Origin of the sequence: Desulfosporosinus sp. SYSU MS00001 (assembly GCF_049943955.1) — a bacterium.
Lineage (GTDB): Bacteria > Bacillota > Desulfitobacteriia > Desulfitobacteriales > Desulfitobacteriaceae > Desulfosporosinus.
The window spans coordinates 504,740-530,272 of the sequence record NZ_JBNFTW010000002.1 but is presented as its reverse complement, the minus strand read 5'-3'; the positions used below and the strand labels follow the sequence as shown (position 1 = coordinate 530,272).

The window sequence follows — 25,533 nt, the reverse complement described above, 5'->3', positions numbered from 1 at the left end:
ACTTATGTACCAATATTTAATCTCATAGTAGAACTTGTTATTTAAGCTTGGTGAAAATGATGACATTCCTGTCAGAGGTAAACATAGGATTAGATCCCAACAAGGACTAATATTTGGGATCATTATTTTTTACAAGCAGTCTTTCAAGATAAACCACCCCCTGATACATGATAGCTGCTGCTACTCCCAGAATTATTACACTGGTCATTACCAGGTCTAACTTAAAAACCTGTCCGCCGTAAATAATAAGGTAACCTAATCCAGCTTTGGAAACCAGGAACTCCCCTACTATCACCCCGACCCATGATAACCCGACGTTAATCTTTAAAGCATTAATTATGGTGGGGAAAGAAGCAGGGAGCACTACTTTTGTCAGGACTTGAAATTTGTTCCCGCCAAAGGTTTGAACCAGTTTGATCTTTTCCTGATCAATCCCCCAAAAACCGTTTAGAACCTCTAAAATTGTAACAATAAGGGAAATCGCCAGAGTCATGACAATAATAGATGCCGGGCCCGCTCCGATCCAGACGAGGAACACCGGACCAAGAGCAATCTTAGGTAAACTGTTAAGGATAACCAGATAGGGTTCAGCGACTTTGGATATAAACTTTGACCACCATAGGATAACAGCTAGAAATGTTCCCAGGAGTGTACCTAAAGTAAAACCAACTATAGTTTCCAGACAGGTAATTCCAATATGATAAAAAAGCACCCCCTCCTTATATAACTGGACAATTGTTTTTACAATCCTTGAAGGTTGGCTGGTGATAAAAGGATCAATAATTTTAGCATCCGCCATAATTTCCCATAGGACAAGAGCTAAAACTAAAAGAAGAATCTGAGTCATGCGAACAGAGATTTTACCAAACCTCTCCTTACGTAAGTATTCCTGACGTTCCAAAGAAATGTTCAGGGCTTGGGAAATGGCAGGAATGTTTTCTTCTTCATCTTCAAACATGAACATCCAGCTCCTTCCATATCTCCTGAAAATAGTGCCGAAATTCAGGGGCTTCCCGGCAAGTTAATGGAGTTCTGTTGCTGCAGCTTAACTTAATCTCATGGATGTTCTTAACCATTCCAGGTCTTTTTGAGAGAACAATAATCCGATCGGCCATGCTGATACTTTCAGAAATATCATGGGTAACCAAAATAGCGGTTCTATTTTCCTTTTTGATAATGGAATAGATATCATCATTGACAGCGAGCCGAGTCTGATAATCCAGGGCGGAAAACGCTTCATCCAACAGCAGAATCTGCGGATCCGTTACTAGAGTTCTGATCAGCGCCGCCCGCTGCCTCATCCCACCGGAAAGCTGATCCGGGTATCTATTTTTGAATTCATAGAGCCCGTAGGTTTTAAGAAGAATCCGGGCCCGCTCTTTGGCCTCTTGGGTCACAGCCTTGCGGATTTCCAGGCCAAGCATGACATTTTGCCAAATGGTTCGCCAATTGAAAAGATGATCCTTTTGCAGCATATAACCGATTTTTCCCGAGGTCCCCGTGACCTTTTCTCCGCTCAGCCACACTGTCCCTGAGCTAGGAGAAAGTAAGCCGGATATAATCGATAAAAGTGTTGATTTTCCACACCCGCTAGGGCCGACAATGCTCACAAATTCCCCATCCTGAACTGAAAATCCGATGTCTTTAAGAGCCGTAATTTCCCCGTTCAGGGATTGATATTTCATGCTGATGTTATGTACCTCGACGGCCTTCAATGTCACTCCCCCCCAGTCTTAGATTCTTTAATAGTGTATTGGGGAAGATAGAAAGCTGTGAATAATTCCAAAATAAAGATATACCTTCTCCTGCTTTTGAATGAATAACAGAAGGAAGGCATCAATACCACTTTCCTCATAGAACGTCCACGCCAGAAAGACATTTGATTATTCTCTATTCCTCTCGTATTCAGGTCTTCAGCGGGAATTCTTATAATTATCTTGGCCTGGATTTTGCCGACCAACTTAGTGATGAGGTTGGCTATTATCATACCGGTACTCCTATGGGTGCTCATTACAGTTGTGGCTTCTTATTTTTACGCTAAAAAGGAGTAGTTGTTCGAACAGAGGGCACAATCTTAGAAGATAACTTTTATATGTTTACAAGATGCTTATGAAGCAAGTTATATAAAGGTTATTTCTAGAACAAAGCAAATTTGGTATTTTAGAGCCGCAGTAAGATGGTGATTTTACGATATATCCCGTGAAGAGTTGAGCAGCATTTTAGAGATTACAGTGGAGGAAAACTATTATGAATAATATTGTCCTTGAAATTAACGAACTGTGCAAAGATTACCCGGATTTTTCTCTAAGAAACGTCTCATTTTCTCTGCCTATGGGTTCAATCATGGGATTTGTCGGTCAAAACGGTGCCGGTAAGACTACCACAATCCAGTTGATCCTCAATATGATTAACCGGAACGGCGGCGAAATAAAAATATTCGGTCTAGATAATGTGCAGGACGAACAGAAAATCAAGCAGGATATTGCGGTGGTTTTTGATGACACCTATTTTGTAGAGAACTGGAAGGTATCTGAAGTTGAAAAAGTCTTGAAAGGCTTTTATAACAACTGGAGCAGCACTTTATTCAATCAATATGTTAAGAGCTTCCATCTGTCCGCCAATAAAAAAGTGAAAGAGCTGTCCAAGGGCATGAAAATGAAACTGATGCTTGCAGTAGCCATGTCTCACGAGGCAAGGCTGCTAATACTTGACGAGCCGACGAGCGGGCTTGATCCCGTTGCCCGCGACGAGCTGCTCGAAATATTGGGTAACTATATCGCCGACGGGCGGAAAAGCATTCTTTTTTCAACCCATATTACCTCTGACCTTGAAAAGGTCGCCGATTATATTACACTGGTCGATGATGGGAGTATTTTTTATTCTGGAACGAAAGATGATCTGCTGGAAAGCTTTTATATCGTCAGGGGCGGCCCGCATGACCTGACAGATTCACTGAAAGAAAAAATCATCGGGCTCACTACAAATATTGCAGGATTTGCGGGACTGTTGCCGACCTCTGAGATAGAACATTTGGCTCCTGAAGTCGTTACTGAAACACCTACTATAGACGAAATACTAGTATCGATAAGCAAAGGAGGCAGAAACCATGACTAATATTCTCAAATCGGTTAAGCTCGATCACGATATAATGAAGTCGCGTTATCCAATATTCTTGATTGGTTACGTGGTCGGGATTTTATTCGCCGTGCTGTCAAAAACGCCCATTTTGGCAACTTCGATTGTCATGGTCATAGCGGCCCCCCTTGCCGGTCAGTATTTTTCCATATATGAAAAAAACAACCTCGAAAAATTGTATGGAGTATTGCCGCTCAGGAAATCAGAAATCGTCATAGGCAGATACCTATACGCCCTGTGCATCGTTGTCGTAAATGGTGTTATCGCGACGATAGTGGCATATATCATATCGTTTTTAACCGGCAGTGGAATGGGGGGCCTTGAAACCCTGAATTTTTTGTCCATAGCCTTCCTTTATTTCTGCCTGACCATCGCGGTGATATTTCCGCTGTACTTTAAATTTCCGTTCTCCAAAGTATATGTCCTTTCCAACTTACCGTTTTATTTGATTTTCATAATTACTCTTGGCGTTGCAAGAAAAACAAACGCTCTGAAACAGACGAGCTTATCGTTCCAATATCTGTCTTCCAACCTTACAATAGCGGCGATCGCGTTGGGCCTAGGGATCGTTCTGTTGGCCATTTCATGCCTTCTTTCCTCCGCTCTTACCGAGGGAAACCGGCCGGCACCTCTACCGGCGAAAGAATCGGGAAAGCGTCTGTTCTTCGCCGACAACCTGCGCACGTGGATGGTGGTCCTCGTCGTGCTCCAGCATCTGGCCGAAATCTACAACACGTTGTATTTGTTCATGATGCTGAACTCAGCTTACTTCATGGGCCTTTTATTCCTGCTCTCGGGGTATTTCACGCCCGGGTCGTTCGAACGCAGGGGACCAGGGGCCTTCTTGAAGGACAGGCTGCTGCGGCTCGGCGTCCCCACGCTCATTTACGTATTCATACTCAGCCCGATTGCGAGAATTGGCACGCATGGTTTTGTGGTCATTACAACGGCCGGCCTGTTTGCCTTGGGGCCGATGTGGTTTGCGGTGATGCTGCTCGTTTTCGACCTGGGCTACCTCGCCTGGCGGACGGTTGTGAAGAACAGACCGGAGCGCCCGGTACCGGAGAACCTCACGATGCTTACGTTCCCTAGAGTTGCCCTCTTCACGCTGGCGCTGGCGGCCGTCAGCTACCTGTTTCGGGTCGCTGTCCCGTACGGCATACCCGTGCTCGAATTCCCGTCACTTGGATATCTTCCCCAATATCTGAGCTTTTTCCTGATAGGAATGCTGGCCTTACGGCAGGACTGGCTCCGCACGGTCTCCGGTTCCCTCGGCAAGATCGGCTTCGTTTTGGCTGTACTTGCATCGGTTATACTTTTCCCTGCGGCGGTTTTTATCGGTAAGGGCAGCCCATGGATAGGTCACGGCACCTGGCAGTCGGCAGTCTTCGCTCTTTGGGACTCAGTCTTCGCCGTGGGAATGAGCCTCGCGCTCGTCACGTTCTTCCGCCACTACTTCAACGGCGGGAAGAAAATCGGCCGGTTCCTTTCGCATCATTCATTCACGGTATATGTCATCCACGCTCCCATCCTTGTTTTTCTTGCCTTGGCGCTGCGCGGCTTACAGATACAGCTGCTGCTGAAATTCTGCCTGACGGCGTTGGTGTATTTACCCTTGTCCTTCGTTATAGCCTGGATTATACGGAAAATACCGTATGTGAACAGAATCCTGTAAATCGCAAGATGCAAGTGCAAAATGCGCCCATTTTCTGAGAAGCACATTAAGATTGCTCACAAATTGATAATTAAGGGAAAAATCAAAACGATAGCGGAATTCTTACAAGACGAGACGCGAAAATGATTTTCGCGATTATCCCTTTAAGTATTCGCAAACCGCCGTAAGGCGGGGACGCAAATACACAAGTAACTCGCTATTAACCTCAATAATTGAAACAAATTAACGATGCACCCCTTCAAAAGGGGTGCATTTTTCAAACAGGTGCATTCTATTCTTCGATTTCTTGATCCGTGTTTACCTGAATTAAAATCATACCGTTTTTTCCTACATAACGTTTAGTGTTCGCAATAGATTGTCAAATACTTGCAACAACGTGCGTTCATCTGCATGAACTTCAACCTTTGACAATGGCCGTAAAATTTCAAGTTGAATATTGGCCACCGATAGTAATTCATAGGATTTCTTTCACATTAAGTTTAGCAATAAAATTTATAGGTTTACCATCATTTGGAGTGCAGGTGAGTGAAAAATAGAGGTTATCTTTGATATTTTTAATATCATTGTCACTGAGTAGTTTTTCACTGCTTATTTCTCCAATATCTCTGTTCAGTAATAACTCATCAGGAAAGGTCATCTTCATGACGCTTGTATAATCCGATACACGGTTAGATAAGATAGTGTCCTGACCGCCTTGTTTATCCAGATAAATAGTCTTGGAATAAAACTTTATATTGCCTAATTTGTTGCCTACGTACTGTATTTGACCACCATTAACAATATGTTTACCAGGAGTGATAATAATAACCCCATTATCTAATTGAATATTGTTAGTTTCTCCTTCGAATGTATATACTTTGAATACTTGATTGTCAATTTTGCTTCTATAAAAAACCGTTGTAGAAATAAATATTAGATTCGTAATTAATAATAAAATACTGATGAGCTTAGTCCTATTTTTTATCATATTACTTCTCCATGTAATTAATATATTCAATTAGCATATTACCTTTATTTAGGATGGCTAGCATTAACTAATATCAACATCAATCGAGTATTCTTTCAAAATATATGCTGTCACACCATTCTCCATTCTTATAGATATATTTACTAAAACGCCCAACAAACTGGAAATCATTCTTTATTAATACTATTTGAGATCCTATATTATAAGGTGATGTCCCAGCTTCTATCCTATGAAGCTTATGCTTATTGACTGCTTCATCTAAAACAAGTTTTACAGCGCTTGTTGCATATCCCTTTCCCTGATGTTCCTCGCCTATTCTATAGCCTAGTCCAGCCTTATTAAAACTTCCTCTTTCTATTGATAATAAATTTATTCTGCCAAGAATCATTCCGGTATGATCCTTTATTAAATACATATATACTAATCCTTTCTCTTGTTCCTCAATAGACTCCTTTATTATTCTATTGAAATTATTTAATTCATAATAGTTATCCCCTCTTGGGAAACCTATTCTCTCAAAAAATGCCCTATTTTTAAGTTCAAATGTAAAAAGCTCCTGTGCATCTGACTCTTCAAGAAAATTGATTGTAATATCTGGCATAAAAAGCCCTCCTTTACATCATAGTATTGTACGAATGCGTCGCAATATAAGAAAAACGCGTCTTAAGTTCTTGACCTCTTCAATTTCACAGCCAATATAACGGATTCGACTTGCTGAATTGGTTACAGCTATTTTTTTCATTACATCTTCAGCTATTGAGTAAAGTACCAACATTTGTTCCGCCTACCGAGACCAACTCTTTTCCACATTTGACTTCTATTTTTAATTATTTTTAGTCCCTTCTTGGAGCATCGGTTCATACATCATGACGGCATGATTCTCTGTAATAAACTCATCATCTATTAGGTCGTCTTTACCGTCAAATACCTTACGGCGTATTATGTTATTCCTAGTATACCCTCCCCACCACTCATGATTAATTTGGTGGTGGCTCTCATAAACTTCATATCTTTTCTCAAAAATTCGGTTACTACGCCATTCTCCATGCAAATGTGTCTTATCCAACCACACAAGTAGTTGGTAATCGTCTAAAGTATCATTTCTTACTTGCAAGTCCACATAATTGTAAACAATGGTTGCACCGCTTGCGAACGGCTGGGTACGGTTGACATCGGGAAATACATCATGTGTGTGCCGCCATCGCTCTGTCACTGTTAGAGGGCTATGCAAGGTCATCCAATAAATTAGGTTAGATAACTGGCAAAGTCCTCCTCCAATCCCAGCTTGAAATGTACCGTTCGAAAGTACCATTCCTTCTTTATAACCTTTTCGCTTGGTCGGTTTACCCACAAGTCGCCACAATGAAAAAGTCTCTCCAGGCTTAAGAATTAAACCGTGTAGTTTGGTGGTTGCCAATTTAAGATTGACTACTTTATTTTCCTGTAGCCACATGTCTACATCCCGAAGTTGACGATAAAGTGGCGTTTGATGTTTTACAATAATGTATCGTAGCGAGGAAGGTGAGCATTTATCCGCATATTTAGTGGTTCTGCTCAAATACCAATGTACATAACGTCGAAGGGTAAAAAACAACTTCCCCCAAAACAGTCGAATACTTGAACGATGACGCGGACGTTCTATCCGTTTGATATTAATGCTCACAATAAACACCCCAAAATTATTCTATTTGATTTCAAGTCTTATCCAAATTAGTGGCTCATATTTTTGAATAACTTAATCTTGTTCTACAATGCGGAACAATTGCCCTCTGATATGTATTAATATTCAATTAATTTGTTGCAAATAAGAATTATCCGGCTAATAAACTGCTGCTACTCGGGTAAAAGGGAATTAGGCTTCGACATAATATTGTGCAAAATAGCTTGCAATTTTGGAATGCAATGTCTTAAAACCAAGTGCTTAATACTCAATCTTTTTGATATTTGCCACGACGTGGAATTAAAGATGCCATAAACTTCCTTCATCTAGAGTTCAACAAATTCCTAAATATTCCTTCCGTAATGTTATCCGAAAATAATAACCCAGAATGTCAAAAACGTTCCGGGTTATTAATCGCACAAATTAAAATACCATATGTAGTTTACCAAACGCATTTTAACACTACATATGGTATTATTTTGTAAATAGTATTGTTTTTACACAAAATTGTAATTTTCACGTTTTACAACGATGTTGTCAAATCACCTGGTATAAACTCTGTACTTCTCGCCATTGCAAGTAGAATATAGCCCTGATGCCTAAATAAAGAAAACTATAGCGCTTACCACGCTTATCCCATCTGTCTTTTTACCATATTAGACTGCTTAGAACGGGCAATCATATCCCAAAGTAATTCTTCACGCCGGTAAACCGCATTTTCAAATTCCAGGGATAGTTTAAGCGCACCGGTTGGACAGGCTTGAGTGCATAACCCACATAATAGACAGCGCCCAATGTTCATTTGATAAGTCTTCAATATTCTCTTATTGTTCTCATCCTTTTCGCTTGTCAGATTAATAACCTGATTGGGACAAATGTTTACGCACAGTCCGCAGGTAATACACTTTTCGGGTTCAAGAGCCAGGGAACTCCGCGTACGAGGAGGAAGAACCGGCTTCATTTCCGGATAATATTCTGTAAGATTAGGTCCAAGGAAACGTTTGATCGTAATCCTTAAGCCTTTAACTAAACCTGCACCAAACACTCTATAACCCTCCCATCATCTGGTATATATAAATTCCTATACCGGTTAAGAAGATATTTACTAAAGATAAAGGAAGCAAGATCTTCCAAGCGAAATGCATCATATGATCGATTCTCATCCGTACAAAGGTCCATCGGGCCCACATCATTAAGAAAATCATCAATCCTATCTTAAGGACAAAACTTAGCCACCCCGGCAGAAAGGCAGGCCCGTTCCAGCCTCCTAAGAACATCGAAACAGCGATAGCAGAGGTTGCAACCACATTACCGTATTCGGCGAGCATAAACAGCCCCCATCTGAGCCCGGAATACTCCACCAAAGGCCCGGAAAGAATTTCCTGTTCACCTTGCACTTGGTCAAAGGGAGCCCTGTTAAGTTCAGCCAAACCGGATATTAGATAAATAATAAAGGCCAGGGGCTGCAAAAAAATAAAAGGAATGTTTTTTTGAGCCTCAACAATAGCTGAAAGCTTAAAGGTCTGGGTAATCATAATGACACCAAGCAGGGAAAAAAGCAAAGGAATCTCGTAACTGATCATCTGAGCAACAGCCCGCATACCGCCCAACATAGAATATTTGTTATTGGATGCCCAGCCGGCCATCAACATCCCCAAAGTGGTAACACCTGATACAGCCAGAAAATAAAAAATCCCTAAATCCAAATCAATTGGCACCATACCCTTACCGAAGGGTATTACGGCAAATGCCATCAAAGTTACACCCACCAGCATCATGGGAGCTAATTTGAAGAGAAATTTATCTGCGTTATCGGGAGTGATATCTTCTTTGCCCAACATTTTTACAGCATCGGCGATAAATTGGAACCAACCGTGCGGGCCGAGTCGATTGGGTCCGGACCTTTGCGATGTCCAGTGGGCAAATTTACGTTCCACCAGACTAAGAAACATAGCCGAAATGACCATAATCAGAAAAAGAATAATAAACACAAGAATATTGATCGTTAAATCAGCCCAAATTGAATGGGAATCGGCAAAAAGCCCCCGGATGGCAGCAGCAATGTTTACAAACAGATTGTTTAATGCGTCCATCTTTTTCCCTCCTTATTGGAAAAATTCCCTACTTATCAACTTCACCCAGCACTAAATCTATGGAAGCGAAAATAGTAATTAGATCTTGAATTAACCAGCCTTTCGCAATATCTGAAAGCATTTGGACATTCACGAATGCTCCGGGACGTATTCTGACTCGGGCAGGCTTTGTTGTCCCATTGCTGACGACATACCAACCCATTTCGCCTTTAGGGTTCTCAACTCGATGATATATTTTGCCAACTGGCGGTTTTATAACCTTTGGGACCTTCGCCTGGACTGGTCCTTCCGGAATGTCTCTTAAGGCTTGGCGGAGAATTTTCCCGCTCTCCTGAATCTCCAGCAGCCGAAGAAAGTGTCGGTCATAGGTGTCACAGCCATATAAGACCGGTATATTAAACTCAAACCTATCGTAAATACTATACGGTTCTGCTTTTCGGACATCATACTGTACTCCCGAAGCCCGTAGACTTGCTCCAGTAATGAGTAAGTTTTCAGCCAATTCCTTTGGCAGAATGCCAACACTTTTCATGCGTGATTGCACAATTTCATTACCAAAAAAGATCCCGTAATACTCCTCCAACATCTCAGGCAGATCATCGAGAAAGCTTTTCAGAGCGGGCTTGAATTCTTCCGGAACATCATGGCTGACTCCACCTATTCGAAAGTAATTTAACGTCATGCGATTACCTGCAGTCATTTCAAAAAGGTCGAGTATACGCTCGCGGTCACGGGTACAATAACTCCAGGGGGTCCAACCGCAGATATCTAAAGACCCACTGGCAATCATAAACAAGTGACTTGCTACCCGTCCCAATTCTGCAAAGATGACTCTGAGGTACTCAGCCCGCTCGGGTACTTCTATACCCGCCAATTTTTCCACAGCCTGAACAAACCCCAAACTGTTATGCGGACCGGCGAGATAATCTAGACGGTCCGTGTAAGGAATAAACTGAGTATACGTGCGGTTCTCAGCTATCTTTTCCAAACCGCGATGGAGATAGCCAATTTTAGGCTCAATTTTAGTCACGACTTCGCCATCCAAATGGACTATCATTCGAAACACGCCATGCGTACTCGTATGTTGCGGACCGATATTTAAGGAATATTCTTGAGTTCTTTCAATCGTCACTGTTTCACTCCCCCTATTCCCCTTCTTTGCGGACACGCATGGTAGCACGCTGTTCTTGGCTCTCAATAACAAAATCCTTTCGAAGTGGATAGCCAATATAATCATCCCACATATAGATACGCTTTAAATTGGGATGACCTCTGAATTGAATACCAAACATGTCAAAAGCCTCACGCTCTAAAAAGTCTGCCCCCTTCCAAAGAGAAGTAACTGAGTCAATCACAGGATTGTCGCGTTCAACTTTGGCTATAATGCGTAAACGCTGGGAACCGCGTAAACTAGACAATTGATAAACAACTTCAAAGTAATCCTCTAAATCCATACCACATAGATCATGCAAAAAATCACAAGGAACATCAGCAAAGTTCTTGGCACCGCTTAGCGTTACAATGGCCTCTGAGCAGTTTACGGTTAATTCAAGTACATCAAGGCATTCTGCAATTTCTCCCTTTACTTTGGCCGCCAACTCTTCAACCCGGGTTCTTAAAACATTACTTAGCATGTTTAATTAACCTCGCTTTGGTCGGATTTTGAACTTTCTGTTTTAGCTGCAACAACCCAAATAACAACGCTTCCGGTCGTGGCGGGCAGCCGGGAATATAGACATCAACGGGAATAATGCAATCAGCCCCCGGCATAACGGCATATGAATCTGTAAACGGTCCCCCTGCACAGGCGCAATTTCCCATGGCGATGACCCATTTGGGCTCAGCCATTTGATCATAGATACGTCTCGCTATTGGGGCCATTTTTCGTGTCAACGTACCTGCCACTATCATCAAATCCGCATTTCTCGGTGAAGCCTGAAAGTACTCATAACCAAAACGTGATATATCATAACGAGGATCACCTGTCGAGGCCATCTCAATAGCGCAGCAGGCTAAGCCAAAGGAAACAGGCCAGAAAGAATGGGCTCGGCCCCAATTCAGGAACTTGTCGACATTAGCAAGCAGAATGTTTTTTTCCTTCAGAGCCTCCGCATCGCGAAGCTCTTTCTCCATTTTTACATCCACTCTAAGGCACCTTCTTTCCAAGCGTACCAAAAACCGACTATAAGAATAACCATGAAGATAAACATTTCAATAAAAGCAAAAGCCCCTAGCTTGCGAAATGTTAGTGCCCAAGGATACAAGAAAATTGTTTCTACATCAAAGGCAGTAAAGACAATGGCATAGAGAAAATAGTTGCTCTTGAATCCAATCCACGCCCGTCCTATGGTCTCATTACCACATTCATAAGTAGTTAATTTCTCTTTATCAGTCTTATGGGGTGCTAAGAGATGGACCACAGCCATAACGATGATTGGTAAAAACACAGCAAAGCAAAGCAACAATCCTACAGCAGCATAATTGTCCGACATTTCCAATCTCCCCTTTCTAATATTAAGGTTATGATTTGTTTGTCTGCCTAATTCGTCATAATTAATCATAATTTTAATATTTCTTTCCATCCCCCCTCACCTTACGACTCCCACTCGCTTCGAAGTCATTGTTCTAAACTGTACAAACACGTTTGCTATATCTTCACCTCTATCAAGTAAGAGGGAAACACTCTTCGTCTTAGGGTTAAACATCTATACCTAAAAGTATATATCTACGCACAGTTTATACTCAAAGTAACTGTAATACAATAACTTTATTACCATATTCTGATATTTTAAGCATTAAAATTTCAACATCTTAGCGCTTCTACCACCAATAAACAAGTGCGTTGATCATCTCTGAATATACGCAAAGACGATGAGTTTTCGGTAAGTTATAACAACTGTGTAAGATTGAACAAGATAGTCACAAAAGAACAACTTGAACTTAAACTATTAATAGTTAATTAATCCTTAAATGTAGTAATGGGCCTGCTTTGCAGCAGGTAAAACTCTCCCAAGCCATAGCTCCACTCGATATCTTGAGGTACTCCATCGAAATGCTTTTCTATTTGGAGACATAGGCAGACCACCTCCCGAACCTGTTGTGAGGTTAGACACCCTCGGGCAGGGCGTTGTGTACGCAAGGGGAAAGGCGATTGTCCCTTCTTGGGAGCAGGCGTGAACTTAAGAATTGCACCATCGGGACGTCTGGCAATCCATTGATCAGGAATTATTTCTCCTTGAACCAAAGATTCCCCACTACCATGCACGGCATAAATAATCAGCTCACTTAAGTTATTTGTAAGTGGGTTAACCGTAAAGACCACTCCCGAGACCTCATGCGGGGCCATTTCCTGAATGATCACAGCAAGAGCTGCTTCGCTCTCTCCGAATCCTTGTAATAATCGATACTGCACAGCTCGGGAAGACCAAAGCGAAGCCCAGCATTTTTTTATGGCTTCAAGAACGGCTCTTTCCCCTTGGATATTAAGATATGTTTCCTGTTGACCGGCAAAACTGGCACCGGGCAAATCTTCAGCCGTAGCCGAGGAACGAACTGCAACTGCCGGACTGCCCATTCTTCTATAAGTCTCAAGAAATTCCAGCGTTACTTCCTCAGGCATGGAAACATTTTCTATTTCCATCTGAATTTTAGAAGTTACAGCTTCTAAAGCGAGTAAGTCTTGGACGTTAATTTTCGGTAAACGAATCTTTGGTATGCAATGCCGGTACGCTTCAACGGTTAAAACAAAGCCGTGGGGTACTTTCATTCCGGCCAATACTAGTTCACCTAGATTAGCCCCTTTCCCCCCGGCTAAGGACAGGTCTTCTTTTTTTAATTCTTGAAGTAACCGTACATATTTCATCGCCTCATTCTCCATTTAGCTATTTCACTTTAAATCTTTTCAATCTAGAACTTGAAGCTTTCCAGCGGTTCCGTCCACACGTACGCGTTGTCCATTATGCAACATTCTTGTTGCCTTTATCGTCCCGACTATCGAAGGAAGTCTATACTCTCGAGAAACAATTGCTGCGTGGGACAATGCGCCACTTGAATCAGTGACTAACGCCGCCACCTTCGGAAATAGTACTGTCCAAGTGGGAGTAGTAAAGGGACAGACTAAGACCTCTCCTTCTTGAACCAAGTTAAACTCCTCAGCCGTATGTATAATTCGCACCGATCCTTCGGCAACTCCAGGAGAACCTGGGATGCCAGACAACTCTCCCTCTGGAGATATCTCCAGCGAAGCTACCTGCTGTGCTTCAAGAAGGGAATATTGTTTCACAAAGATCTTCATTCTTTCCGCTGCAATTGGAGGAAATACATGAAAAGGAGGGGCAATGGGCATTTTTCCAATTGTCTGCGGAGGCACTAATGAGAAATTTTTGCTATGTTCAGCCCTCCTCTCAGCCACCAATCCTTTTAGACTAGGAAGGTCGAAATTTTTCCTAAGGGCAGAGATTAATTCTTCCCGATAGAGAAAGAATATATCATCCGGACTATCGAGAATATTCTGCTTAACAAATCTTCGTCCTGCCTCGATTGCAGCATAACGGGTAAGGCTAAGAGGAACAGTCAATAAAATGTAGTCATGGATTTCACTTAAGGGTTGCGCCTCTTCTGCTAATTCCAGCCAAGCGTCAAAATCCTCCCGCTCCTTGCCCTTTAAAGTGCTGCGAAATTCCTTGATACGCTGTTGCCGGTACGCTTGAAATTCGGAGTCTTCGGTAATGGAGTTATCTGAGTCCATTAATCCCTTGATAATCCCAACCACGATCTCCGGCATTTCTTTCAAAGTGGGTGTGAATTCAAAACTATCTGCCGGCCTATCGCCTTCACTCTCTAAAAATTGATCGAGTTCTTTTTGAAACCAAGTATGAGATAACCCCTGAAATGCTTTTTCACTAGGTAAAGACAATATCTCGCTGACCGTCTGATCTACGGCAGCACGCCGGGCCAAGGTTAAGAGACGGTTCATCGTATTAAGTACTGCGGGATCATTAACTTGTACCAATTCGAAGGCTTCATATTCCGTAAGGTTGAGAAGTTTTTCGCATATTTCCAGCCAGCACCCGCGTATGTACATACCCAGCATGACAATTTTACAATGTGGATTCCAAGCCCAGCATAAAAAGTCATATAATTGCTCCAGGTGATTGGCTATTTCCTCCATACTTGCGTTGGGAACGACCAGATATTCTCGGTTATCGAATCTATATTAAAAAAGTCAAAAATATACATTGGATATATGCCGGGAGATTTTAATACTCAAAGATTTATAAAGGATCTCAAGGAGTTTACTAAAAACAATAAGAACCTTTATTTCAAGGAACTCGCGGAGATACATGATACTACTATTTTGGCTGAACCTTATTTTTTAATTAATATTTATTACAGACCTTTAAAGATTGAAAATAATATACTTTTTGAGGAAATTCCTATGATAACTTTTTCTAAAGATATTATAGAATCAAGCCATATAAAATTTATGGAGAAGTTTCTTAATTAAACATTAATCCGTTTCTGAGTACATTTCTCATCTTTTCGGGGAGTGCATTATTTATTTGAATAAAGGGCGGGGGATTTTACCCCTGTTTTCATTCTTTATCAGTTTGTTTGGGCATGATTCTAAATAAACGAGGACCTAACTGGTTGCTTTTCCTGTCCGTTTGCATTTGTTTTTCAATAATCCATTCTAATAATAGACGAAAGTCTAATAGGTAATTAAAAAGAGTTAACGGCTGCTGCCTTCGTGATATCAGACTATCTAAATAAGACACCAACATTGTGTTAAATGTGAATTTAACACAATGTTGGTGTCTTATTTTTCCACATGTGGTAAAATGACATTGTAAAAATAGCAAATTCTATTAACTAATTGAAATGTCAATGAAAGAGGAAGTGAACTTTTTGAATAAAAATATGTGTTATATCCTTGGAACTGTGTTTATAATCAACAGTGGCCTAATTTACACCTTAGAAAGAGTAATTACAACGTTTTTATGGATTGGAGAACTTATTGTTAGAGTTAATGGCGTTTCCCCAAGTTATCACATCGGACTCCTAGAGCCTTTTACAAATTTTTTTGTTCCCATTTTTCTTGTTGCGGGCATAATTCTTTTCATATGCGGCACGAAATCAAAGGCATAAAGAAAATTCGCGCAGTTTAATACGTCTTAAAAAAATTATAAATAAAACAGGCTAGAAACATACATTAATTCGTCTCTAGCCCTTATTTATGAACGACCTTTATTCATGTCAGTATTATGGGAAAATTATAAAGGTAACGTTAATGATAGGTAATGAATGTTGCTCCTGCTGGCTTAAACGCATAACCAACGGCGTCTGTATGACCAGTAACCCAATTTACAACTTCGAATGCTTGAACATAATCATATTCATAACCAACAACCTTAGTATATACTCCATTAGTAGGGACGCTAGTGCTTGCCGAGACTATGGAACCATCGGTGACACTGAACCCCACGGCCGCCTTGATTTTTGCTACACCTACAGTGATATTACAAGAATATGAATTGTTGTAAGTATTAGATACTGTAGCACTTAGAGTTCCAGTACTTCCAATGGCAGTTACGAGCGGTTTATTATAATCTGTTGCATAAAATGGACTACCATATGCATAATAATCCTGAAAAACAGAATTGGGACTAATTGTGGACCCGTTCTTTGTTAAGGGGGTAGTATTTAATTGCACAGGGTTCATCTGAATTATCACTGCCACATCCCTGGCATCTTTGGTAATTGACATTTTTTGGGTTTTAAAAACCTTAATAGGGTCTTTGATTTTTATTTCAACATTTCCATTATTTAACGTTTTCATGTCATATTCATTAGCTGCCAAAAAACTCCCAAATTGGATTGACGCCCATGTACGGCTTATGAATATTTCGGAGGCGTCCCCAAGGTTACTATTCCTGACAATACCAAAACAGCCGTTATTACTCCAGACCGAGTAGACCCGATCCTCAATAAAAGTTATAACGAAATGGCAAGACATTACCGGACTACACTGGTTCCTGCTCGAGCTCTTCACCCAAAGGATAAAGCTGCCGATGAGAATATGGTGGGTAATGTATCCAGGAGAATCCTTGCAGCCCTGAGAAACCGACAATTTTTTAGCCTATACGAGATTAACCAAGCCGTTAAGGAGGAACTTTTAAAACTCATTAGCCGCCCCTTTCAAAAGATGGAGGGCAATCGCCTAACGGCCTTTGAAAAGATCGACAAACCTTTCTTACAACCCCTTCCTGCCACTAGATATGAGTTTGCGGACTGGAAAGAGACCAAGGTCCAATTTAACCATCACGTCGATTATGACGGCTTTTTCTATAGCATTCATTTTTCCTATGTAGGCCAATCATGCTCGTTTCGAGCAACATCTAATACGATTGAACTCTACATAGCCGGTGAGAGAGTCGCTGCTTTCCCCAGAAATTACAATCCGTATAAACGCTATACCACACTACCGGAACTACATAGTGTCATTTTTGCAAAATTATAATTTGGACACGGAACTTGAGCTAAATATTAGAATCAAGGGTTGCTGTTCTTTTTCTAAACTCTTAGAATGTAACCATTAGAAGCTAATCCTTAAAAGAATTATTAAAGTCCTAACGGATAATAATATTCAAAGACTTGTTATTACATCAAACCAAATTCCTCAGAAAAAAGGAGGTGTTGCCCATGACAACAAATAGTAAGCATATACCCAATAGATTAGCTAATGAAAAGTCCCCCTACTTACTCCAACATGCCTATAACCCAGTTGACTGGTATCCGTGGAGTGAAGAGGCTTTTCAAAAAGCAAAAACGGAAAACAAACCTGTTTTCTTATCTATTGGGTATTCGTAGTGTAGTTTACCGACCTGTCATTGGTGTCACGTCATGGAACGTGAATCCTTCGAAGACCAAGAGGTCGCAGACCTCTTAAATCGTTATTTTGTCTCAATTAAAGTTGACCGCGAGGAGCGTCCGGATATCGACCATATTTACATGTCTTTCTGTCAGGCTTTAACAGGGTCAGGCGGATGGCCGCTGACAATCATGATGACACCTGAGAAAAAGCCTTTCTTCGCAGGGACATATTTCCCCAAAAATGCACATTATGGCCGCCAAGGACTAATGGAACTTCTGGAACAAGTCGGTGTCCTTTGGAAAGACAAAGAATCACATGTCAGAGAGACAAGCGAGCAGATTGTATCAGCCGTTCAATCTCAGCAAGCTGTCCCAACAAAGGCCGTATTCCAGCCTTCTGCAACTGAGGGGATCCAGTCCTGGGGAAAAGACGTTATTGAAAAAGCTTATCAGACGTTAGACCGAAGTTTTGATTCTCGCTATGGTGGTTTTGGTCAAGCCCCAAAATTCCCCTCCCCCCACACACTAACCTTCCTCTTACGTTATGCCCAAGACCATCCCCAGAGCAAAGCCCTTGCTATGGTACGCAAAACTTTAGACGGAATGGCCTGGGGAGGAATTTATGACCATATTGGTTTCGGTTTTGCCCGGTATAGCACCGATGAGAAATGGCTGGTTCCTCATTTCGAAAAAATGCTCTATGACAACGCACTGCTTGCTTTAGCCTACCTGGAAGCTTATCAAGTTAGTCATCAGCCCAGAGATGCGCAAATAGCCAGAAGTATTTTTACCTATGTGCTTCGTGATATGACCTCTCCTGAGGGAGGCTTTTATTCAGCAGAAGATGCTGATGCCGAAGGAATCGAGGGGAAATTCCATGTTTGGACGCCTGAAGAAGTAGAAAACGTGCTCGGTCAAGAAGCGGGTTCAAACTATTGTGAGGTCTATAACATAACTTCAAAAGGAAATTTCGAAGGAAAAAGTATACCCAATTTACTTCAGGGAGATTTAGGAAAGAGTTTAATTGACAATCCTGATTTAATTCCTGAAGAGCTGGAATCTCTTGAAACATCTCGCCGTGCTCTGTTTGACACCCGTGAGCAACGAGTTCATCCTCACAAAGATGATAAGATTCTAACAGCCTGGAATGGTCTGATGATCACAGCCTTAGCCAAGGGCGCGCAAGTATTAGGCAACCCGGAATTTTTGAAGGCGGCAGAAACAGCTGTCAACTTTATCCTTACTAACCTCCGACGCAGTGATGGTCGGCTCTTAGCTCGATTCAGGAAAGGAGATTCAGCCTATTTAGGCTATTTAGATGACTATGCCTTTTTAATCGAGGGACTCTTGGAGCTCTATTCTGCCTGCGGAAAGTCCCATTATCTTAAAACTGCCCTTGAACTTCAAGATCAGCTTGAACGACTTTTTTTTGACAACAACGATGGGGGATATTTTTTGACTGGTTTAGATGCCGAAGAGCTTCTTATCCGCCCTAAGGAAAGTTATGACGGAGCTCTTCCGTCCGGTAATTCATTGACAGCGCAAAATCTAATTCGATTCGCGCGCCTTACCGGTGAAGAAGGGTGGAATAAAAAAGCAGAGCAGCTTTTCTTCTGCTTCCGTCCGCTGCTTGAAGAACATCCTTCAGGCTACACGTCATTTTTGCAAGCTCTGCAATTTGCTCTGAAGCCAAGCCAGGAGCTGATTCTTGCCGGATCCCTGAACTCTCCCCAACTTTCAGAGATGCGTAAAACCTTTTTCTCAGACTTCCGTCCCTTCGCTTCAGTTCTTTATCATGAAGGAAGCCTTGACTCTTTTATTCCTTGGCTTAAGGATTACCCGATAGAGACGGGCCAAACAACCGCCTATCTCTGTCAGGACTTCACCTGTCAAAGTCCGGTTCATGGAATTGAAGAATTCAAAAATCTTCTCACTTCTTAACTTGTCATTTGTTGATATCTGAAATCACTTTAACCTCCAACCTTATAAAGGAAGCAGGAAAAAAAGGGCTGCAACAAGTTTACTAGTCTACTTGTTGCAGCCCTTAATTCGTTGAACATATTCTCTTAACTATAAATGTAAAGTGACCTTTGTTAAATTCAATTCAAAAGTCGAAGCAAAACTTAACGATTATCAACTGCCATAATCATGATCGACGGACAATCGGCTAAATTATAATCAATAGGTTCGGAGAGTTCTTCTTCCCCTTGATAGAAAACTCTTACATAAGGACGATTAGGAAATAAAGAATTTTGTTTAACAACATTTCCCCTTTGTCCATTACTTAACAAAATACCCGAACCGGAAGGGTAAACAGCAATATGTTTCTTGAACAACTCTAACATTTTAGGGTCAAAATGAGAATTTGCTTGAGCAATAATATACTCATACGCCGCGTTGGGCTCTACAGCCTTACGATAGACCCTGCGGCTTGTTAATGCTTCATAAACATCAGCAACCGCGGCCATCCTGCCGTATTCATGGATTTCTGTACCCTTCAATCCCCGAGGATAACCGGAACCATTCCACTTTTCCTGATGTTGAAAAGCAATATGTGCAGAAAGCAAACTAAAATCATTATTTTTACGTAACATATCAAAGCCGTTTATTGTATGTTTCTTAATTTCCATAAATTCTTCATCTGTAAGGGGCGTTTTCTTATTAAGGATACATTCGGGTATCATAATTTTTCCGATATCATGCATCAGGACCCCCATACCAAATTCAAGCAAGCGTTGTTCATTATAACCGGAACCAATTCCCAGAACAAGGGCAATAATTGTTGTATTAATGGAATGGTGGAAGGTATAGTTGTCATACCCTTGGATATCCGTCAAATTGCCCAAAATATCTTTGCTCGACAAAAGATCATTAATCATTTCTTTAATCGTCAAACGAACTCCAGAAACAGGCAATGACTTTTCAGTATTGCATTCAATGTATTTGCTGATATTTTGAATTGTCTTATAAGCGACTTCACGGGTTTTCTCAGAAATAGTCGCAAATAATTCTACATCGTCAAGGCGGTCGTCTTCAATAAACAGAACATCGTAACCCATAGCAATTAAGCGTTCAATATATAATGCCGTCACACGAACCCCGGACTGTAATAAAATTTTGCCGGAAGAGTTAATCACAGGACGTGCCAGGACAGATCCTTCTTTGACGAAATGTGTATTCACCAAGCGCATTAATCTACTCACCCTATCCAAATTTAGTGTGATATCACCCCTAAATTTTTTAGTTCGTCAAAATATGCGAAATAACCTCTTTTATTGATAAATCAAAATATAATTTTCCCATTAGTCCTATTACTTTCTGGGTTCTATTTAAACATGAATGAAATTTAAACCTGTTAACAGGACAATGATAATCGCAATGGGGACTACAAACCTAACTAAAAACATGTAGACATTAAACAAGCCTTCATTAGCTAATTGGCCTTCATTGGTCATCTCTCGTTGGACATTAGCAAAACTCCATTGCCAACCTACAAACAAGGCAATAAATATTCCTCCCAGGGGAAGAAGCACATTTGAAGTCGCAAAATCAAAGAAATCAAAAAATGTCTTACCAAACAACAAAACATGTGATAACAAGCTATTTGACAAAGTGGCCGTTGAGCCAAGCAGCCCAATCCCTATAATTGTTAATAGCGTTGCTTTGCGTCGAGACCATTGATACTCTTCCGTCAAATAGGCTATAGGAACTTCTAATAAAGACAACATTGCACCAGTTGCGGCAAAAGCAGTTAATAAAAAGAATAAGACCATAAAGATTCTGCCTAAAGGCATGGAATTAAAGACAGTCGGAATAATGATAAACAATAACCTGGGACCAGCATCCGGTTTAAAGCCAAAGGCAAATACTGCCGGAAAAATAGCAACTCCAGCCATTAAGGAAACTAAGGTATCGGAAAGAGCAACTTTTACTGCCATCTTTGGCAAGTCTTCTCGATTATCAACATAACTGCCATAAGTAATCATAGCTCCCATGCCAACACTCAGCTTAAAAAATGCTAATCCTAAAGCCGCCAATATGGCACTGACTGTAATTTTGGAAAAGTCCGGTTTGAACAAGAAGGATAATCCGGCAGAAGCTCCCGGCAAGGTTAAGGATCTGATATCGATAATAATGAGCAGGATAAAAAGCATGGGCATCAAAAATTTCGTTACTCTTTCAATACCTTTTGTAACTCCTGCCATAATAATAATTCCAATCACTATGAGAACAACTACTTGCCAAAATAAGGGTTCGCTGACTCCTGAAACCAATGAGTTAAAGACTTGAGTTGTTTCCTGTGGTTTATTCGTCAAAAGTGCACCACTGGCAGATTTGAAAATATACGCATAAACCCAGCCTGACACCGTTGTATAGAAAGCCATAATCAAGAAAGCGCTGACTACCCCGGCTCCGCCAACTAAAAACCAGGGCCGTCTTGGCTCAAGTTTCTTAAAAGCAGCGACGGCATTAGATTTTGTAGCCCGTCCTATGAGATGCTCTGATAACATTACAGGCAAGCCGACCAGTGCTAAGCACAGGAGATATACGAGAATAAAGGCAGCTCCCCCATTCGCTCCAGTTACATAGGGGAATTTCCATATATTCCCTAAGCCAACGGCTGAGCCTAATACAGCTGCAATGACACCAATACTACTTGAAAAACCCTCTCTTTTAACATGCGACTCTTCTTTCAAAAATTCACCCTCCATTCTTTGGTCAAAATTCGTTTATTCGACATATTATTCTCAGATTCCTTCAATTCTACAACATGCTATTGGGATATTGATACATCCGAAAAAAAAAATTATGCTCACTCAGGATATTTTTGGTCGTAGAACCAAAACCATCTCGGTAAGCATAGACCGCTTTTTTTTCACTGTGCCGCATTAATTGGTATCGCTCAGACCAGAAGGCCGGTTAATTGAAATTTAGCCGCATTGACCAATCCCAAATCCGTCAGTTTTAATTCAGGTATTACCGGAAGAGACAAAAAAGCCAGTGTCATAAAGGGATCAATGGTTTCAAAAACACCTAAACTATGGGCTTGCTCATGAATTTCACTTAAAGTCCGAGCAACAGAATAGGCGTCTTGATCAGACATTAACCCGGCGATCGGCAGCGGAAGTTTGCCAATCACTTGCTCGTCCTCTATCAGACAAAGGCCGCCCCCCATTTCAACGCAGGTTTGAATAGCCAGATTCATTTCTTCATCACTCATTCCCACGACGACGAGATTATGAGAATCATGGGCAACCGTGGAGGCAATGGCTCCTTTGGTCAGACCTAACCCTTCGACAAAGCCGATACCCACGTTCCCCGTCTTATGATGACGCTCCAGAACGGCTATTTTGGCTATCTTTTGAGCAGGGTCGGCAGAGATACAATGATTAATTATCGGTAAGTCTCGCACAAGTTCTGAAGTTACGAGCGAATGTCCCTGAACTCCAATGACACGTACTCTTGCGGAATGTAATCCCTTAGAGTCTATTTTCACATTGAGTTGATCAAGAGACCTATTGCCAATATGAACACTCGCAGTCAAGCCTTTGCTGCTGGATCTTGTAAAGCGAGGAGGCTCACCTCTGTGACTTTGGCGTTTTCCCCGCCAATATACTTCTTCGATCTCAAACCGATTAAGGTCTTTTAAAATCGCAAAATCAGCCTGATATCCCGGTGCCACTGCTCCCAGCCTTGAAAGCCCTATGGCCCGAGCAGTATTAATAGTAGCCATCTGGATTACCCGAACGGGATTTACTCCCTCTTGAATCGCCAAGCGGACTAAATGATCAATGGAACCTTCTTGAATTAAATCCCTGGGATGCCGATCATCGGTAACTAACAAGCATTGGCCTGAGTTCTCCGGCGTCACAGCGGGCAAAAGATTGCGGAGATTTTTAGCGGCGCTCCCTTCTCTCAGCATCACATAAAACCCTCGGCGCAGGCGTTCTCTGGCCTCTTCAACGGTAGAACACTCATGTTCTGTATGAATTCCAGCTCGATAATAGGCATTAAGATCCTGGGGAGATATTCCGGGTGCATGACCATCTTTAAACCTCAGCGGAAGTTCCAATTTTGCCACCATCTCTTCTTTGGCTGCCAAAACTCCCGGATAATCCATGACTTCTCCAAGTCCGATTACTCTTGGATGATCAAGAAACTCCTTGAGATCATCCGCCCTAAGGCGGGCCCCGGATGTTTCTAATTCCGTTGCCGGAACACAGGAAGGAAGAGCTACAAAGGCATTGAAAGGCAAATCTTCAATGCTATCCAAGATATAGTGAATTCCTTGAACACCTAAGACATTGGCGATTTCATGGGGGTCAACAACAGCGGTGGTTACTCCGTGGGTAAGAAGAAGAGAACAAAATTCTTCAGGGCAAAGATGTGAGCTTTCAATATGGACATGTCCGTCGATAAGACCAGGAACGACGTAATCACCGCCTAAATCCTGGACTCTTTCCGCATCCTCATAAGTTCCAATGCCAACAAACATTCCCTCATGGATACCGATATCTGTCTCATGGATTTCGCCTGAAAAAACATTGACCAGCCTCGCCCTTTTCAAGATAAGATCCAGGCGTGCTAACCCTCTCGACTCATCCATTCTTTGCCTAAAGCTGGACACCATTCACTCCTCCTTCCAGAAAAGCACTATGAGTTAGGAATTTTCTCCTTCACTGTTGCAGACGCCTTCTCAAATCATTCCTACTCGTTTCATAATTCGATTCAAGCTTTGAGTTGCGCTTTTCTTAAGTTCAGGGACGTCAATTGTCAACAACTGGCGGTCTTTCATGACGATTTGTCCATCCACCATTGTGAGACGAACATCCGAGGGATAAGCCTGATAAACTAACTGAGAGTATACGTCCACATGTTGGTTGGGCCAGGTATGCAGTCCCTGAAGGCTGACAACCGCCAAATCAGCTTTTTTCCCGACCTCCAGACTGCCAAGATCTCCTTCGCGTCCCAGAGCACGTGCTCCCGCAATAGTTGCCAGTTCAAATACTTTTTGAGCCGGCATTGCAGTTGGACCATGTAAGGGCTTTTGCATTAAGGCTGCGTGGCGCATTTCACGAAATCCATCCAGATTATTGCTGCAGGGGGCTCCATCGGAACTGAGAGAGACTTCAGCGCCTCGCTCCAGGAGTTCTGGAATGGCAGCTATCCCCGAGGCCAATTTCAAATTTGATGACGGGCAATGTGAAATTCGCGTTTTGCTGCGAATTAGGATATCTTTTTCAGTCTCATCCAGCCAAATGCAGTGGGCAAGAATAAGTTTCGGACCTGTCAAGCCGACCTTATCTAAATACACAACATTGCGCATTCCCCGAGTACTTTCCACAACTTGAATTTCGCCCCGGTTTTCAGAAGCATGGGTATGCACGAAGGCATTCTTTTCCCGCGCCAACCGTGAAACTTCTTTTAATAAAGTATCGGTACAAGAAACGACAAAGCGAGGCGTAAAGGCAACTTCCAGACGTCCGTTTCCTTGTCCGTTAAATTTCTCAAATAAATCTACACTTTCTTGTAGTGAACCCTCTGTTGTTTCCTGCAAGGAAAGAGGTACATCCCCGCTGGGGTCATCCATCATGACTTTCCCGGCCAGAGCCCTTAACCCGCTTGAAAGAATGGCTTCAAAAGCATGCTCTGTATAATGCACTGTTTCCATATCGACAATGGTTGTCGTTCCGCCTAAAAAGAGTTCGCCAATTCCCAGCAATGCGGAATCGTAGATCGATTCCGGATCATGTCCGCCTTCCAAGGGCCAAATTCTAAGTTTAAGCCAGTCCAAAAGTTCCAAATCATCAGCCTGCCCCCGAAACAAGGTCTGACAGAGATGGATATGAGTTTGAATTAAACCGGGAATGAGCAAGTCACCATCCAAATCAATCACTTGATCTGCAGAAGGTTCCTTAACCTCCCCAACCGCTGCAATCCTTGAGCCATCCACTAACAGATCGCCCTTGATAACCTCACGCTGAGCATTCATGGTCACAATGGTCGCGTTTTTAAAAAGTATACGCATTCTATATTCCACCTTTTCCTCTTCCGAAAGAGTATTATTCACTTAAAAACCCAGGAATCAGGAGAGATGTTCTTAACGTTTCATACACATCTCTCCCTTATA

At 41.9% G+C, this 25,533-nt stretch carries 21 protein-coding genes and 1 pseudogene; 4 read left to right on the top strand and 18 right to left on the bottom strand.

Translation table 11 applies throughout. From position 1 onward, the window contains the following. Window positions 1–106: 106 nt before the first annotated feature. The gene (locus tag ACPUYX_RS05875) at window positions 107–958 is read right to left on the bottom strand and encodes an ABC transporter permease (RefSeq protein ID WP_426378774.1); all 852 of its coding nucleotides are present in this window, start codon (window positions 956–958) and stop codon (window positions 107–109) included. Beyond that, window positions 951–1,685, bottom strand: a complete 735-nt coding sequence (locus tag ACPUYX_RS05870) for an ABC transporter ATP-binding protein (protein ID WP_426378912.1) — start codon at window positions 1,683–1,685, stop codon at window positions 951–953. Before ACPUYX_RS05870 ends, ACPUYX_RS05875 begins: the two co-directional genes overlap by 8 nt. A 562-nt stretch (window positions 1,686–2,247) precedes the next feature. Here ACPUYX_RS05870 and ACPUYX_RS05865 point away from each other — a divergent pair. Then, window positions 2,248–3,114 (top strand): ABC transporter ATP-binding protein, encoded by an 867-nt coding sequence (locus ACPUYX_RS05865; protein ID WP_426378773.1) that lies wholly within the window; start codon window positions 2,248–2,250, stop codon window positions 3,112–3,114. After that, window positions 3,107–4,810, top strand: a complete 1,704-nt coding sequence (locus ACPUYX_RS05860; RefSeq protein ID WP_426378772.1) for an acyltransferase family protein — start codon at window positions 3,107–3,109, stop codon at window positions 4,808–4,810. The genes ACPUYX_RS05865 and ACPUYX_RS05860 overlap by 8 nt, the downstream gene beginning before the upstream one ends. 454 nt (window positions 4,811–5,264) lie before the next feature. On the opposite strand, the gene ACPUYX_RS05855 is transcribed toward ACPUYX_RS05860, so the two are convergent. The 12 genes from ACPUYX_RS05855 to ACPUYX_RS05800 all read right to left on the bottom strand — a co-directional run bounded on the left by ACPUYX_RS05855 (window position 5,265) and on the right by ACPUYX_RS05800 (window position 16,389). Then, window positions 5,265–5,777: a hypothetical protein gene (locus ACPUYX_RS05855; protein ID WP_426378771.1), complete on the bottom strand. Its 513-nt coding sequence runs from the start codon at window positions 5,775–5,777 to the stop codon at window positions 5,265–5,267. A 79-nt stretch (window positions 5,778–5,856) separates the two neighbouring features. Then, a complete protein-coding gene (locus ACPUYX_RS05850) occupies window positions 5,857–6,378 on the bottom strand; it encodes a GNAT family N-acetyltransferase (RefSeq protein ID WP_426378770.1) in 522 nt (173 codons plus the stop codon). Window positions 6,379–6,600: 222 nt separating this feature from the next. After that, a complete protein-coding gene (locus tag ACPUYX_RS05845; protein WP_426378769.1) occupies window positions 6,601–7,230 on the bottom strand; it encodes a VanW family protein in 630 nt (209 codons plus the stop codon). A gap of 838 nt (window positions 7,231–8,068) precedes the next feature. Then, the gene (locus ACPUYX_RS05840) at window positions 8,069–8,482 is read right to left on the bottom strand and encodes a NuoI/complex I 23 kDa subunit family protein (protein WP_426378768.1); all 414 of its coding nucleotides are present in this window, start codon (window positions 8,480–8,482) and stop codon (window positions 8,069–8,071) included. Between the two features lies 1 nt (window position 8,483). Then, window positions 8,484–9,530 (bottom strand): NADH-quinone oxidoreductase subunit NuoH, encoded by a 1,047-nt coding sequence (gene nuoH / locus ACPUYX_RS05835; RefSeq protein ID WP_426378767.1) that lies wholly within the window; start codon window positions 9,528–9,530, stop codon window positions 8,484–8,486. A gap of 28 nt (window positions 9,531–9,558) precedes the next feature. Beyond that, window positions 9,559–10,662, bottom strand: a complete 1,104-nt coding sequence (locus ACPUYX_RS05830; RefSeq protein ID WP_426378766.1) for an NADH-quinone oxidoreductase subunit D — start codon at window positions 10,660–10,662, stop codon at window positions 9,559–9,561. Window positions 10,663–10,675: 13 nt separating this feature from the next. Next, a complete protein-coding gene (locus tag ACPUYX_RS05825) occupies window positions 10,676–11,164 on the bottom strand; it encodes an NADH-quinone oxidoreductase subunit C (RefSeq protein ID WP_426378765.1) in 489 nt (162 codons plus the stop codon). Next, a complete protein-coding gene (locus tag ACPUYX_RS05820; RefSeq protein WP_426378764.1) occupies window positions 11,154–11,675 on the bottom strand; it encodes an NADH-quinone oxidoreductase subunit B in 522 nt (173 codons plus the stop codon). Before ACPUYX_RS05820 ends, ACPUYX_RS05825 begins: the two co-directional genes overlap by 11 nt. Further along, window positions 11,666–12,022 carry an NADH-quinone oxidoreductase subunit A gene (locus ACPUYX_RS05815; RefSeq protein WP_426378911.1) on the bottom strand — a complete coding sequence of 119 codons (357 nt, stop codon included), beginning with the start codon at window positions 12,020–12,022 and terminating at the stop codon, window positions 11,666–11,668. Before ACPUYX_RS05815 ends, ACPUYX_RS05820 begins: the two co-directional genes overlap by 10 nt. Before the next feature lie 467 nt (window positions 12,023–12,489). Beyond that, on the bottom strand, window positions 12,490–13,392 hold the full coding sequence (locus tag ACPUYX_RS05810) for a PEP/pyruvate-binding domain-containing protein (RefSeq protein WP_426378763.1): 903 nt from the start codon (window positions 13,390–13,392) through the stop codon (window positions 12,490–12,492). A gap of 39 nt (window positions 13,393–13,431) precedes the next feature. Continuing rightward, a complete protein-coding gene (locus tag ACPUYX_RS05805) occupies window positions 13,432–14,700 on the bottom strand; it encodes a PEP-utilizing enzyme (protein WP_426378762.1) in 1,269 nt (422 codons plus the stop codon). Between the two features lie 1,116 nt (window positions 14,701–15,816). Beyond that, a complete protein-coding gene (locus ACPUYX_RS05800; RefSeq protein ID WP_426378761.1) occupies window positions 15,817–16,389 on the bottom strand; it encodes a hypothetical protein in 573 nt (190 codons plus the stop codon). Between the two features lie 144 nt (window positions 16,390–16,533). On the opposite strand from ACPUYX_RS05800, the gene ACPUYX_RS05795 reads away from it, so the two are divergent. Further along, on the top strand, window positions 16,534–17,049 hold the full coding sequence (locus tag ACPUYX_RS05795; RefSeq protein WP_426378760.1) for a Mu transposase domain-containing protein: 516 nt from the start codon (window positions 16,534–16,536) through the stop codon (window positions 17,047–17,049). A gap of 182 nt (window positions 17,050–17,231) precedes the next feature. Further along, window positions 17,232–19,343 (top strand): annotated as a pseudogene (locus tag ACPUYX_RS05790) (thioredoxin domain-containing protein). Between the two features lie 182 nt (window positions 19,344–19,525). Here ACPUYX_RS05790 and ACPUYX_RS05785 read toward each other — a convergent pair. The 4 genes from ACPUYX_RS05785 to ACPUYX_RS05770 form a co-directional block, all read right to left on the bottom strand. After that, window positions 19,526–20,593, bottom strand: a complete 1,068-nt coding sequence (locus ACPUYX_RS05785) for an HD-GYP domain-containing protein (RefSeq protein WP_426378759.1) — start codon at window positions 20,591–20,593, stop codon at window positions 19,526–19,528. Window positions 20,594–20,731: 138 nt separating this feature from the next. Continuing rightward, entirely contained in the window at window positions 20,732–22,114 is a 1,383-nt protein-coding gene (locus tag ACPUYX_RS05780) for a sodium-dependent transporter (protein ID WP_426378758.1), read from the bottom strand. A gap of 191 nt (window positions 22,115–22,305) precedes the next feature. Continuing rightward, window positions 22,306–24,033 carry an adenine deaminase gene (gene ade / locus ACPUYX_RS05775; RefSeq protein WP_426378757.1) on the bottom strand — a complete coding sequence of 576 codons (1,728 nt, stop codon included), beginning with the start codon at window positions 24,031–24,033 and terminating at the stop codon, window positions 22,306–22,308. A gap of 66 nt (window positions 24,034–24,099) precedes the next feature. Next, entirely contained in the window at window positions 24,100–25,431 is a 1,332-nt protein-coding gene (locus ACPUYX_RS05770; protein ID WP_426378756.1) for a 5'-deoxyadenosine deaminase, read from the bottom strand. Window positions 25,432–25,533 lie beyond the last annotated feature (102 nt).